This window comes from Paenibacillus sp. FSL F4-0236 (assembly GCF_038000135.1).
Taxonomy (GTDB): Bacteria; Bacillota; Bacilli; order Paenibacillales; family Paenibacillaceae; genus Paenibacillus_AQ.
Genome location: NZ_JBBOBK010000001.1, coordinates 2,471,527 through 2,485,856, shown reverse-complemented (window position 1 = coordinate 2,485,856; position 14,330 = coordinate 2,471,527). Strand labels below are relative to the sequence as shown.

Annotated in this window: 11 protein-coding genes; 10 read left to right on the top strand and 1 reads right to left on the bottom strand. The window is 42.6% G+C overall.

The window, feature by feature from the left end; all coding sequences use genetic code 11:
• Nucleotides 1–113 precede the first annotated feature (113 nt).
• Nucleotides 114–1,136 carry an MBL fold metallo-hydrolase gene (locus NSQ29_RS11395; protein WP_076299837.1) on the bottom strand — a complete coding sequence of 341 codons (1,023 nt, stop codon included), beginning with the start codon at nucleotides 1,134–1,136 and terminating at the stop codon, nucleotides 114–116.
• Between the two features lie 155 nt (nucleotides 1,137–1,291).
• On the opposite strand from NSQ29_RS11395, the gene NSQ29_RS11390 reads away from it, so the two are divergent.
• The 10 genes from NSQ29_RS11390 to NSQ29_RS11345 all read left to right on the top strand — a co-directional run bounded on the left by NSQ29_RS11390 (nucleotide 1,292) and on the right by NSQ29_RS11345 (nucleotide 14,171).
• Nucleotides 1,292–2,302, top strand: a complete 1,011-nt coding sequence (locus NSQ29_RS11390) for a fumarylacetoacetate hydrolase family protein (protein ID WP_340969691.1) — start codon at nucleotides 1,292–1,294, stop codon at nucleotides 2,300–2,302.
• A gap of 93 nt (nucleotides 2,303–2,395) precedes the next feature.
• Complete coding sequence (locus tag NSQ29_RS11385) at nucleotides 2,396–2,977, top strand: TetR/AcrR family transcriptional regulator (protein ID WP_076283687.1); 582 nt, start codon at nucleotides 2,396–2,398, stop codon at nucleotides 2,975–2,977.
• Nucleotides 2,978–2,995: 18 nt separating this feature from the next.
• Entirely contained in the window at nucleotides 2,996–3,145 is a 150-nt protein-coding gene (locus tag NSQ29_RS11380; protein ID WP_231573272.1) for a hypothetical protein, read from the top strand.
• Between the two features lie 350 nt (nucleotides 3,146–3,495).
• Nucleotides 3,496–4,443 carry an ABC transporter permease gene (locus tag NSQ29_RS11375; RefSeq protein WP_042188436.1) on the top strand — a complete coding sequence of 316 codons (948 nt, stop codon included), beginning with the start codon at nucleotides 3,496–3,498 and terminating at the stop codon, nucleotides 4,441–4,443.
• A gap of 13 nt (nucleotides 4,444–4,456) precedes the next feature.
• Entirely contained in the window at nucleotides 4,457–5,326 is an 870-nt protein-coding gene (locus NSQ29_RS11370; protein WP_313636918.1) for a carbohydrate ABC transporter permease, read from the top strand.
• 66 nt (nucleotides 5,327–5,392) lie between these two features.
• A complete protein-coding gene (locus tag NSQ29_RS11365) occupies nucleotides 5,393–6,979 on the top strand; it encodes an extracellular solute-binding protein (protein ID WP_076283685.1) in 1,587 nt (528 codons plus the stop codon).
• Nucleotides 6,980–7,267: 288 nt separating this feature from the next.
• The gene (locus tag NSQ29_RS11360; RefSeq protein ID WP_341125082.1) at nucleotides 7,268–9,007 is read left to right on the top strand and encodes a sensor histidine kinase; all 1,740 of its coding nucleotides are present in this window, start codon (nucleotides 7,268–7,270) and stop codon (nucleotides 9,005–9,007) included.
• The gene (locus tag NSQ29_RS11355) at nucleotides 9,004–10,629 is read left to right on the top strand and encodes a response regulator transcription factor (RefSeq protein ID WP_341125081.1); all 1,626 of its coding nucleotides are present in this window, start codon (nucleotides 9,004–9,006) and stop codon (nucleotides 10,627–10,629) included. The genes NSQ29_RS11360 and NSQ29_RS11355 overlap by 4 nt, the downstream gene beginning before the upstream one ends.
• Before the next feature lie 84 nt (nucleotides 10,630–10,713).
• Nucleotides 10,714–12,945 (top strand): FAD-dependent oxidoreductase, encoded by a 2,232-nt coding sequence (locus NSQ29_RS11350; RefSeq protein ID WP_341125080.1) that lies wholly within the window; start codon nucleotides 10,714–10,716, stop codon nucleotides 12,943–12,945.
• A 17-nt stretch (nucleotides 12,946–12,962) separates the two neighbouring features.
• A complete protein-coding gene (locus NSQ29_RS11345; RefSeq protein ID WP_341125079.1) occupies nucleotides 12,963–14,171 on the top strand; it encodes a GDSL-type esterase/lipase family protein in 1,209 nt (402 codons plus the stop codon).
• Nucleotides 14,172–14,330 lie beyond the last annotated feature (159 nt).

Genomic DNA, 14,330 nt, shown 5'->3' with positions numbered 1-14,330 from the left:
TAATCGGTTCTAAGCGCCCATTTAATTCCGTTGAACAATTCAAAAAAACGGCCGCTGTTCGCATCGTTTGCGACAGGGCCGTTTTTTGTTTTTCATAGGTTAGCTGTAAATTGCTATTCTTGCCAAACACTCATAGGGTCCCATGGCTTGATCTGATTGCCATATTTTCCAGCCAAAAAAGCTTTCATGTCTTCCAGCTTAGCAGGCACTTCGTTCCAAATTGGAAAGGGGGGTAACCCTCGTTTGCTTTTCAATAGGATATCCACTGTAACATACAAGCGTTCTGGCTGAATCCAATGAAGGAAGCGGGAAATATCAATTTGCTTGGTCAGGGACAAGGCATCAATTTCGTCATTGTAATGCTTGTTGAACTCGCTGATCAAGTTCAGGAGGTAGTCTCTCTGCTCCTTCACGAAGTCCAGGCCGCAGATGGCGCCATGTCCTGGAATAACGATTTCGGGTTTAATTTCATCAATAATGCGGTCAAGCACTTTAACCCAATTGTGGGTTCCCTCTTCGCTGTATGCCGTACACCCGTTAAACACGACATCGCCGGCGAACAGCACTTTTTCTTTAGGCATCCACAGCAGCAAGTCACTGTCAGAGTGGGCCGGAGCTACGTTGTAAATCATAACTTCCGTATCGCCAAGACGGATGTTGATATCGTCCTTTATCTCAATATTCGGGAGCACCCATTCTACGCCTTCCAGGTCGAATCCTTCAAATTCTGCTGCAAAAAACCGCTCGCCCGAAGTCGATTCCGGAGAATCCTTTCCTCTTCTGATGACGTTATCCATCCAGGCGATATTTTCGGTGAGACGCTCTCTGGACGCTTCCTTGTGCATAATAATGCAAGCATCTTCAAACACTTTGTTTCCCCAGGCATGATCACTGTTATAGTGCGAGTTCACCACATATGCGGGAGAGCCACCGTTACTTACTTCCTTAAAAGCCTCCCGCATTTCCCGTGCATGGAACAAATCGAAGAACGTGTCATACACCAGCCCTTCACCCTTGTTGATGAACCCGGCATTGGCCCAACTGATCCCGCGATACGGCGAAATACCGGCAAAGACGCCATCTGCGACTTCAAAAAATTTAACGCGAGGTTTTTGGATAATACGTCCATACTTCATGAAAATTCTCCTTTGCGTATATGTTTTTGGGGTAAAGCATGCCTTTATTATAGAGAGTGGAAAACATAATTGCAAGCATGTACTTGCATGCATTTGCTCCATGTAATATGATGTAACAGAACAACATCACACTACATGTATGGAGGCGCTGCAACATGAAGCTAGTAACCTTTCAAACCAAAATATCCCAGGAACCTTTGTTTGGGCTTGTAATTAACGAGAAATTTGTCGTGTCTTTTGCCGCAATCATGAAAAAGCAGGGAACATTCGTTGACAGTCTTGAAAGTATGGACAGCTATCTTCATTATTTGCCGGCAAGTTATGATGCCGCTAAGGAAATGATGCAATATGCTGTCGAACAGTTGCATCAATTCAATGAAAATGAAATCAGCCCGATTGCAGCGGTAAACCTGCTACCGCCGGTTCCGAATCCGGCTGCGCTTATCGATTTCGGGCTGACGCCAAGACATCTGAGAAATGCTGGCGTAAATCTGCTGCAAAGAGAATATACAGGGCCGGAAAGAGAAGAGCTTACACGTAAAATTTCCGAAAAATTCCAGCAAGATCTGAATAAAGTAACTTTCAGTTATTATAAGTGTAACCATAATGCATTAATTGGCGATGGGGATACGATTCATTGGCCTTCGTACTCTTCCTACCTGGATATCGAGCCGGAGCTGGCCTTTGTTACAGGGAAGGGGAACTGCATTGCAGGTTATGTTATTTTTAACGACAGTACTGTCCGAGATGTGCAGTGGCCGGATTTCCAGGCGATGACCGGACCGACGCGCTGCAAAGATTTCGATCGAAGCAAAGGAATAGGACCATTTCTGGTAACGCCGGATGAAATCGACAACCCGCTGGCACTGGATGTGGATGTACGCATCGGGGAGAGACTGCACTGGAAGGGAAGCACATCCGAGTATTCTGCACACCCTGCAAAAGTGATGGAGGAGGTTCTCAAAGTTTTCACGCCACTCCCGGGCACAATTATAGGAATGGGGACGATACCGGATTGCTGCGCAATCGAGACCGAAGAATGGCTGTTGCCCTCTGACCGAATCCAGATTACATTTGATAAATTAGGCACGCTCACGCAATTGGTGCCTGATCATGTCAAGATTACGGAACCAAGCCGCTGGGAAAAAAGAAGTGATTTGCCTTAAAAAAAACGTTTATCAAAATGATGAACCCCGACCCTGCTGCATATGCAAAACTTGTAGTAGAATAGGATTAACATATGCAAAAGGAGAAGTACAATGCAAACTTCAGACAGAATCATTGAAGCCGCGACACAGCTCATCAAAAAGAATGGCTATCGGGGAGTAAGCACCAAAGCCATTGCAACGGAAGCTAAAGTCAATGAATCTACGATTTTTCGGCAATTTGGAAGCAAGCAAGGCATATTGGAAGCCATCATTGAAAGACATTCGGATATCCCGCAATTTGAGAAGCTGTTAAAAGAGGACGCGACCGATAATCCGGAAGTTGATCTGCTGAATGTAAGCCAGCAGTACCGTATGTTTTTCCATAAAAATGCGGACATCATTTTGATTGGCATCCGCGACAAAGGAATGCTTCCCGAATTAGACAGAGTGCTAGCCGATCCGCCGGCGAAGCTTCACTCCTTGCTGGTTGAATATTTTCAACGCTTGCAGAATAAAAAAGTTATAGCCAGACAGGATGAGCGTCTTGTCGCAATGTCTTTTCTCTCGATGTGCTACGGATTTCAGATGAGCGAGCTGATTCACCGGCAATATCAATCCCAACTCGTCACCGAGGAAGAGTTCTACAAGCACAGTGTCTCATTGTTTGTTAAAGGAATTTTGGCTCAGTCATAAGCACTATTGATTTATTTAATGAGAAGTCTAAACTTACGAGAACGGGCTGAAGCTGGAAACTCGGTGTTACTATCCATTCATCTAATGGAAGAGCATGCAGCGACGGTTGATGATGTGATGATTATTAAGCATGGAACAATCGTTGCTGATGGAACATTGGAGAAGTAAAAGGTAATCCTTCCACGCTGGAGGAAGCCTTTTTTGCTCATGAATGTAGTTTTTAGTAATGGAAAATAAAATACGTGGATGCATTATATAAAAAACATGTCTCATTGAATTAAGCCCAATTTTTTCTAGGGCTTTTTTTGTTTGGGACCTCAGGATTGTATTTGGTCTATACTCAAACTTTCGAGTCAGAGTTATTGTACAGCTTTAAATCAAGACAATCATGCCTATTGTATTGGAATTATCCAAGGCTGTACTTACTTAAAATCTTATAAGAAATTCTTGAAATCACAGAAATTTATTCGGGTAGTGGGATGCTATTATACAAATATAAATAAAGACGAGGTGATGATATGCAAGCAAAATTGGCAGCGGACGCCATTCCCCTCACCAAAAAGCGAAATTCATGGATAAGAACGATAAAAAAGTATAAAGTGATGTACGCTCTCTTGTTCCCGGCATTACTTTACTTTGCCGTTTTCAAATACGTTCCTATGGCGGGAATCATTATTGCTTTTAAAAACTATAACCTAGCATTGGGACTATGGGATAGTCCATGGGTGGGATTTAGAAATTTTACAGATTTTATGAACGGCGTTTATTTCTGGGACATCATGAGAAATACGATAATCATATCGCTGTATAAGCTATTGTTCGGTTTCTCAGCTCCTATCATACTTGCTTTGCTGCTCAATGAAGTTTATACCCAATGGTTTAAGAAAATCGTACAAACGATCACTTATTTACCCCACTTTCTATCATGGGTCATTGTTTATGGAATGATGGTGGCATTATTAGCCCCAGGGGATGGTCTTTTTAACATGATTTTGAAGGAAGCTGGAGTTGAACCCATCTCATTCCTAACGGAACCTGCCTGGGGCAGACTGCTGATCATCTTATCTGAAATATGGAAGGATATTGGATGGGGAGCGATATTGTACCTTGCAGCACTAGCAGGAATCGATCCAAGCTTATATGAAGCGGCTAGAATTGATGGCGCTTCCAAATGGAGACAGCTATGGCATGTAACACTTCCCGGCATTCGAGGCGTGATGATTCTGATGCTGATCCTTAAATTAAGCCATATTCTGGATGCTGGTTTTGACCAAATATTCATGTTTGCCAACAGCTTTAATCAGGAGAAGATCGACATTATCGACACATGGGTATACCGTGAAGGGCTCGAGCGACTTAAGATTGGCTTGGCTACTGCTGTGGGATTGTTTAAAGCGGTCATCGGATTTGTTTTAGTGTTGGCAGCGAATAAGCTCGCCAAAAAATTCGATGGGCAAATTTGGTGAGGTGGTTATCAATATGATCAATTTGACAATCGGAGAGAAAGTCTGGCAAGCAGTCGTTTATTTTATTCTTATTTTGCTAGCTCTACTTTGCTTACTACCCTTTCTATATGTGGTTGCTGTTTCAGTGACGCCAGAATCGGAAGTGTTAAGAAGAGGAATTGTTATTATACCAGAAACCTTTACCTTTCTAGCCTATAAAGAAGTATTCATTTCTCATGGTATCGGGCAGGCGTATAAAATTACATTGTTTCGAACAATAGTAGGAACTGCTCTCAATGTGTTCTTTACGGTAATTGCGGCATACCCGTTATCCAAAAAATATTTGCCGGGTCGAAGCCCATTTTTACTATTCATTGTCTTTACCATGATGTTTGGGGGAGGATTAATTCCGACTTATTTACTAGTCCGCTCTCTGGGATTGCTAAACAGTCCATGGGTATTGATTATTCCAAATCTCATTAGTGCATTTAATCTGGTGATCATTAAAGGCTTTTTCGAGCAATTGCCTGCTGAAATCGAGGAATCGGCGAGGGTAGACGGTGCAAGTGAGCTTCAGTCGTTATGGCGGATCATTTTACCCTTGTCCTTGCCCGTCCTTTCCACAATTTCCTTATTTTACGCAGTCGGGCATTGGAATAGTTATTTCGACGCTATTGTTTATATCAATGATTCCAACTTAATGCCGCTTCAAGTGATCTTGCGCAACATCCTGCTTAACGTCGCAACACAAAGTGCTGATTCGCTTGCCAATACCGGAGCTGTTAGTACGTTCGCTATACAAATGGCAGCAGTTGTTGTGACTACAGTTCCGATTTTGATCGTTTACCCATTTATGCAAAAGCATTTTACCAAAGGTGTACTCTTGGGATCTGTTAAAGGTTAAAAAGAAATTCCAACCTGAGTTGTTACGGGGAAACCGTGATAATATAGAAGCAAAGGAGAGGTCATTATGCAACGTAAAGCGATTACATTTGCTATTCTGACAGCAATGGTCGGTGTGGGAACGGTATTGTCAGGATGTGGGGACAAAAAAGAGGTTACATCGTCAGCTACGGGTAATTCACAAGGCCAGTCTAGTCCCTTTGAAAAAAAATTGAAAATTTCGATGTTTAACCAAGGCACTTTCAATGCTGCTGCTCCGATTCCTCCCCGTGAAGAAGATATCCAACGACAAATGTTGGAGAAAGCAGTAAATATCGACTTGGAAATGATGATTCCTCAATCAGGTCAAGCAACGACTAAATTAAATACGCTCATTGCTGGAGGAGATATTCCAGATTTGATTTTCTTGAAAAGCCGGGCTGATCTCGCGCAATATTATGACCAAGGCGTTCTTGCGGATTTGACACCGTATCTGGATCAATTTCCTGAATTACAGAAACGTTTTAGCAACGACTCCTGGGAGGCGATGTCCTATCAAGGAAAAACCATTGGGGTTCCAGGTTATGATAATGTAAATGGTATCAGTCGAAGCTTCTTCATTCGCAATGATTGGCTGAAAAAGCTGAATATGGAAGTGCCAACGACACCTGACGAGTTATTCGAAGTTATGAAAGCCTTTACAGAGAAAGACCCGGACGGTAATGGCAAAAACGATACTTACGGATTCATAGGCGGCATGAATAAAGAAGGGAATCTGCAAACCTACGGCTTCGATAGTTTAATGTGGATGTTTGGCGTCAATCCTCCATCAGCCATTGATGTGAAAGACAATGAACCGGTGTTCCTGTATACCGACCCAAAAATGAAAGAGGCGCTCGCTTATATCAATAAAATGATGGAAGCCAAAGTTGTAGATCCAGACTGGGTGACGATGAATACTCCCGATTTGTTGGACCAAAAGTTATTTAAGGGTAAAGTTGGCTTCATGATAAGAGATGCACGCAGGCTGGAACCGGATTATCAGCAGAAAATGAAAGAAATCAGTGGAGAGGTACCGGAATGGATCGTCATTCCTCCAATGATAGGTCCTTATGGTGATCAAATTGTAGAGAGAAAATCGTTCCAAGGCAATTCATGGGCCATATCCAAGAAAGCGGATAAGGACAAAATCATTCGGATCTTATCCATGCTGAATTATCTCTTTACGGACAAAGAAGCATATCCGAATTTTGCATACGGAATTAAAGGGATTCATTGGGATTTAGTGGACGGCAAGATCAAGAATAAAACCTCCGAATTATCAAAGGAAATGAAAGAAAAGTACCTATGGGTTGACCATTATAGAATGCCGCGTCGTGGTGATGATGCTGAGTACTTCAGCTTCCAGAATCCTAAGACGGCAGAAGCTTTTGAGAACAATCAGAAGTACGTGGCGCCTACTTTGCCCGGGAATTTATTGACTGAAGACCCGAACGATACATTGGCAGCTGACCGCCAACGTTTCATTAATGAAAGTTTGGTCAAATTTATGACCGGAAAAGATCCTCTTTCTAACTGGGAGAATTTCCTCAATACGTTGGATACCAAGTTTGACATGCAGAAATATAAGGACACAGTAATCAAGCAATTTAAAGAAGCGGGCTTAATTAAGTAAATCAAGTAGAAACGGCTTCGCCGTCCTTTAAAAGGACGGTACCGTTTCAGCAAGAAAGATAAGGAACATTTATGCGCGAAGCATATAAATTCTTATCTTTTAAACAAAGAGAGAGGCTATAAATAGCCCCTCTCTTTATTGAAATATAAGAAAGTATAAGTTTTACTATATACTTTCTCCTTCTATTTTTCGAAGAAACGCTTATCGTCCTTAAAAAGGACGCCGAAGGCGTTTCTTCTTATCATATGCTATTATTTGTTTAATACAGATTTAAAAGGAAGATGATAGATGCGAAGAAGAATCAGCTTGCCTTTAAAATTATTTTTTATCGTATTTGCATTTGTATTAAGCTGCATAATCTTGATAAGTCAATTGTCTTACCACTATGTCCAAAAGGAAATAAGAAAAACTGACATTTATTACACCAACCAAATACTAGACAAGGTAGATCAGTATTTCACAGTTAATTTTTCCTCCTTTCAGACGATCCTGTTCTCGGTCGAAACATCGGTGAAAGCCAACATTGACAATACAGAAGTAATTAAAAAGCAATTAAGAGAGCTGTATGAACTCAATAGTAATTACGTCAGTAATATTTATTTGATCAAAAGCGATTTATCCATTCTAGGCGGGAGTACACCTACCCGAATATTCGATGAACCTTTAGCTGAAAGAGAACCTTTGTTTGATGCGGCTGACAAGAATAGAAGGACTACATTTGTCAGTGATCCTTACAAATCTAAATATTCCGGCTGGACAGTTACGATGGTTCGATATCTGAACAGTGCTCCGTTTCCTATGGCCATTGCTGTAGATTTGGATCTAAATGCCATTGAAGAAACCTTGTTCAAGATTAATAAAAAAGAACAAATGGATTTGGCTCTAATCACCGCATCGGGAAAAATCATTGCCGGATTTTCGGAAAATAAAGGACCCATGAATATTCAAGATCATACTTTTTCAATCGGTGAAACGACGGCGGAACAAATTCTGGATACTACAGAAACAAGCCTTCAACTACATACCAAGGATGGTATTCCAGTCTCCCTTCTGAAAAAACCGACTGAGAAATTCAACTGGACCATTATCTCGATCAACGATGAATCACGCTTGAAAGCTGCTTTGTCCAGATTGGAAACCTATTATATCGGGCTTCTAGCTGCAGGTCTTCTCTTAAGTCTGTTCATTTCCTTTTTTATTGCCAAATATATAAGGACCCCTCTCTATGCGCTCAAAACAAAAATGAAGCGGGTGGAGCAAGGCCTCCTCACAACTACAATATCGATTAACCGAAACGATGAGTTTGGAGATCTCTCCCGCGCATTCGATCGTATGCTTCAGCAAATTGTGGAACTGATACGGGGAGCAGAGCTACATAATGAACTTGAGCGGAAGCTGGAAATCCAAGTGCTTCAGTCTCAAATAAACCCTCATTTTCTGTATAACACGCTTGGTTCTATCAGCAATGTCATACGAATCGGACAAATAGAGAAAGTAGATGTGGTGATCGAGTCTCTCATTTCAATATTGGAATATGGGATAGCTGATGCTTCGGAGAAGGTTTCACTACGTCAGGAATTGCAAAATGTATCGGACTATATCGCGATCCAGAACATCCGCTATAACAGGAACTTCCACTTGATTGAAAATATCGAAGCAGATTTAATAGATTTCCCAGTTTTTCGAATGCTGCTGCAGCCCCTTGTGGAGAATAGTATCTTCCATGGTTACAACGGAGGGGGGATCGAAGGCCCTATTACTATTCATGGGTACAGGGAGGGCGGCATCGTCATCATAGAAGTAGTTGATCTAGGCGAGGGAATTCCAACTGATAAAATAAAGCATATTTTGATTTCAGAACCGAGTGATGTGGAATTGAAAAGGAAAAGAATCGGGTTAAATAATATTCATGACCGAATAAAACTTCACTACGGAGAACAATTCGGGCTTCAAATCATAAGCATACCTAAGGAAATAACCCGTGTTCAAGCCTTATTCCCAGCAGGCTCGTTTAAAGGAGATGCATGATGGTGAGAGACTACACCTGCTTCATTGTTGACGATGAAGATCTAATCATTCAGAGATTGGAATTGTTTTTTAACGAGCTCTCCCATAGGGATAAGCGATTTCATTTAGTGGGAAAAGCAAAAAATGGTCTGGAGGGGATAGAGGAGATCGTAAAGCTTAAGCCGGATATCGTGATATCTGATATCGTTATGCCTCGAATGGATGGAATTTCCATGATTGAGCAGCTAAAACCAAAGCTTCCCCATACCCAATACATTCTTTTGACCGCTTATTCATCCTTTGAATACGCCCAGAGAGCTATTCAAGCCAACGTCTTGGAGTACATTGTTAAGGTTCCGCTCAGGGAAAAGGATTTAGATCGCGCTTTAGATAAGGCAGCCGGGATTTTAAATGAGGTTAAGAAAAAAGAAGCGGAATTTCAATCGTTAAACGTATCCGTGCTTGAAAATAAATATAGAGTCCGAAAGCAATTTTTTAATGAGCTTATCAGAGGCGAAATTCCTTCTCATCGGGCATCAGATTTTGCCAATCGCATGCAATTCCATTTCTTTCAAGCCAACTATTGCTGCTTCATTGTTGAAATGAATTTGTATGAAAGTTTCCGAAACGATTATTCAGCGTCTGATCAAAACATCTTGAAATATGCGATTACGAATATAATCGAAGAAACTGTGGTGAATGGTGGCAGAGGTGTAGCAGCGGATCTATCCGATAATCGTTTTATTGGCTTTCTTTCCTGGGAAAATAATCGCAGCGATATGGACACGGAATATGCTTGCCATTCATTGGGTAGTCAGATCGTCTCCCATTTACATCAATATTTGAATCAAAGGGTATCCGTCGCTTTTGGAGGTCCGCACCGAGGCTGGGAATCTATCAAACAAGCTTACATGGAAGCTAATATCGTGAGTGAGGATTTCTATTATCATGAAGAGAAAGTAGTCAAAACACCCATGCATCGGTTCCATTACCGTAATGACAAAAAGGAGGACTTTCAGCTGAAACTGGCTGATTTTCTCACATGGGTACAAAGGAAAGTTTCCAAGGAAGAGCTGGAGAAAGAACTCTCTGCTTTAAACCAATTTGTAACGGATTATAAGATTCATAAGTCCATCATGGCACCTATGCTTCAAAGCTTGTACAGAGACATTACTGCGAAATTTAAATCAGGGAACTCGTTGACCACGGATGCATCAGAGTTTCCCATAAAATTCATGACATTTCGGGAGCAGCTTGCCTATATTGGCGACTTCACATTCGAATATGTACACGCTGGCCAGCTTTTACATCGTATAGAAATCATGAGTGCTATGCGCTTTATAGAGAAAAACCTGAAACAGAGATTAACGCTTGAGGCTATTGCTGAGGAAGTGAATTTAGCTCCATCGTATTTTAGCAGCTTATTCAAAAAAACAATGAACGAGGGCGTTATCAGCTACATCAACCGCAAAAAAATTCACTTAGCTCTCGAGCTGTTAAATGTTCAGGATTATTCTTTATTGGAATTGTGCGAGGAAGTAGGAATTGTGAATGAAGGTTATTTTTGCAAATTATTTAAAGAATATACGGGTGATACGCCTAAGCAATATCGGATAAAAATGACACGATATGAATCCAAATAAGGTTGCAAAAAATGTATAAATTTCTCGCGAAATCATGTAAAAAAAAGGTCATCAAAAGGCTTACCATGATAGAAGGATATAATCATGGAGGTTATCAAAATGGAGCTTATTAAAGCAGATGTAACCGTCGTAGGCGGAGGTATTGCTGGGATATGCGCTGCCATTGCTGCCGCACGCCAAGGGCTGCAGGTTTCACTTATTAATGATCGGCCGATTCTTGGAGGAAATGCGAGCAGCGAGGTCCGGGTTCATATAAACGGGTCAGCATATCTCGGAAACAGTCCATCCTATTATGCACGCGAGGGCGGATTGGTGGAAGAACTCAAGTTGAATATTTTTCACTATAATCCGTTATACAACAAGAAGCTTATGCTTTCGCTTTCGGATACGGTCTTGTTGGATATGGTTTATGCTGAGCCTAACATTTCTCTATTTCTGAATACATGCGTGCATGAAACGGGCATGGAGAACGGCAGAATTAAATGGGTTGAGGGCCTTCAATTGGCTTCCGAAAGAAAATTTCGTTTCGAAAGCCGAACCTACATTGATTGCTCCGGAGATGGAGTTGTCGGATATCAAGCAGGTGCTCTCTTCCGCTGGGGGAGAGAAGCGAAGCATGAATACATGGAAGAATTGGCTCCTGAAGTGGCGGACCATTACACCATGGGCGATACGATCCTGTTTCAAGCCCGTGACGTAGAATATTCCGTTCCATTCAAAAGGCCTGGCTTTGCGTATGATATTACGAAGTTGGCTTTTTTCGATAGTATCAGAAAAGGCTTAAACCATCGGGCTTTACCAAGAAAAATCAATGGGCTTGGCGGATTGTGGTGGCTGGAATACGGTGGACATATGGATATTATCAAGAATAATGAAGACATCGCATTGGAACTGCGGAAATTGGTGTACGGGATTTGGGATTATATCAAAAATAGCGGCGAATTTGATGATGTAGACAATCTCATCTTGGATTATGTATGCCCGATTCCTGGAAAGCGGGAGTCGAGGCGGTTCATAGGGGACCACATGTTGTCTCAGAACGATCTTACAGCAAAGCCGCATTTCGAAGATGCTGTATCCGTCGGTGGATGGTATATGGATTTACATGCGAATAAGGGCATCTACGATGAGGGGCCAGCTACAGCATGGAATTTCGTGCCAGGATTGTACAATATCCCTTTCCGCAGTTTATATTCACGAAATATTCCTAATCTCATGTTTGCTGGTCGCAACATAAGTGCTACCCATGTGGCTTTCGGATCTACTAGGGTAATGGCAACCTGCGGTTGTATGGGGCAGGCGGTTGGAACGGCTGCTTCGTTATGCTTGAAGTATGAGATAGACCCCGCGGCCATAGTCGAATCTCATATGGAGGAGCTGCAGGCGCTGCTGCTTCGAGATGGCCAAACGATTGTAGGGCTTCAAGAGGAATTGAATCCTTACTTCGCTGACGGATTAACTATTCGTGCCTCGTCTCAGCGCAGCTATGATAATCTTCATCCAACCGAAGAGATTCCCTTGGAGAAAGGGTTATGTTTGGTCTTGCCGATTCAGACATCCGTGGCTGAAAGTGTACGGATCAAAATTAAAAATAGGTCCGAGCATTCGGAAACTTTGCATGTAAAGCTGTTTGGCGGGGAACGGAAGGAAAACTACATTCCCACCAGCGAGTTGAAAGATTACCGCTTGGTTATTGCAGCCGGTCATGACGACTGGATTACGCTAAATTTGGGCTGCAAGAAACCGGCTGACGACAAAATCTACATCGTATTGGAAGGTACGGCGAGCCTTGCCGTCTACGGCAATGAAGAAAAAATAACAGGAGCGGTCAGCTTCCATTATAGGCCGGAAGAGCCGTCCAGGCTGAAGAAATTCAATAAGAGCATTTGCTTCAAGGATCTGTTACCGTCCCAGAGTATGTATAATCCCGAGAATGTCGTCAACGGCTTCTCCAGACCTTATGGTCTACCGAACGGCTGGATTTCTGAACGTACGGAAGAACAGGAATGGTTGGAATTCTGTTTTGCAAGCCCCAAAAATGTAGACGAAATCCATCTTGTTTTCAATTCACAGTTGGATTTGGAGCATTTCAACGACCCGATCGAGTCCCTTATCCAAGATTATGATATGACCTTGACCGTAGAAGACGGAACCGAGAGGACAATCATAACTCGTGGGAATTATCTCACGTTGAATAAACATAAGGTGGATGCGAAACATGTAACCCGAATCCGGATTAATTTCTGCGCAACGTATGGTTCGCCTTATTTTGAAGTGTTTGCAGTAAAATTGTTTGCTCCTAAAATTGATAAATGAGGTCAGGTGAAGTAACGATGAAGGAATTATTCCCACGTAATGGGCTCCCCAATATAATTCAGAAATTGGAAAATGGGGATACCGTAACAATCGTCTATTTCGGCGGCAGTAATACCCGTTCTGAAGGCTACAGGGTCATGACGGCGGATTGGCTTCGTGAGAAATATCCTAAGGCGGATATCCGCACTGTGAATGCAGGCATTAATGGGACAGGATCGGATTTGGGTTGTGCCCGTTTGGAGACAGATGTACTGCGTCATCGGCCTGATCTAGTATTTGTTGAATTTGTCGGTAACGATGGCGGAGATCCCGAATCCAAGGCGCGGATCGAAGGGATTGTCCGTCAGATCCGCAAGCGGAGCCGGTTTACCGATATCCTGTTCGTTTATACGCTGAAGGAGCGGGATGTGGCCTTATTTCAGTCTGGGGAATACCAGAAGGGGGCTCTAATGCAAGAGGAAGTGGCCGACTATTATGGTATTCCTTCGATTCATCTGGGCGTAGCGGTCAGTCACTTGGTTTCGGAGGGAAAACTCGTTTTTACCTCAAGGGAAGACGTGTCCATTTCTGGAGCCGTTGTTTTTACGCATGATTCGATCCATCCGACTATTCCCGAAGGACACCAGATTTACACGGATACGATCACCCGGTCATTTGAGGCAATTATCGAACTCAGAGGTCATCAGGGAAGGTTAGTACATCACTTACCTCAGAATCCGTTGGTTCCGGCTAATCCTTGGGAGTATGCGACCATGCTGTCACTGGATAGTCTTACTACTTTTTCCGCAGGATGGTCTTACATGACGCCCGATGATTTTGCTTTAGTGCGCGAGTACAATTGGTTGTTCCCCGGCCTATGGCGAGCAGTCGATCCTGGAGAGGCTATCACGGTGCAGTTCGAGGGCACCCATATCGGGTTATTCGATATCGGGGGGCCTGATTCTGGCAGATTGAAGGTGTCGGTGGATGGTGGGGAACCCTTTATTATCGATCGATTCACACTACACAACGATCATAATCGAAATCAGTATGTATTCTTGCCGGAGCTTTCGAATGGAAAACATACGGTTCGCTTTGAAATCGATACCGAGAAGACAGACAAAGCGGCCGTGTTTGAAGCATGCGGCAATGAACGAAGTAGAGAGCATGTTCGGCAGCATCCAGATTGGTATGATCAAACGGTGATTCAGCTTGGAAAGTTGTTATTAGTGCAGCCGCCATTATAATTAATCATTAGACTTTGTACAATTGGTAGACCTACATGATAACTGACTGCAGTTGAGCGGGCAGTTATCATGTAGGTCTCTTTTTTAAAGGACGACAAAGTCGTTTCTTCTTGCTTAAAATCTTATAAGAAATTCTTAAAATTAAACAAATTTCACAGT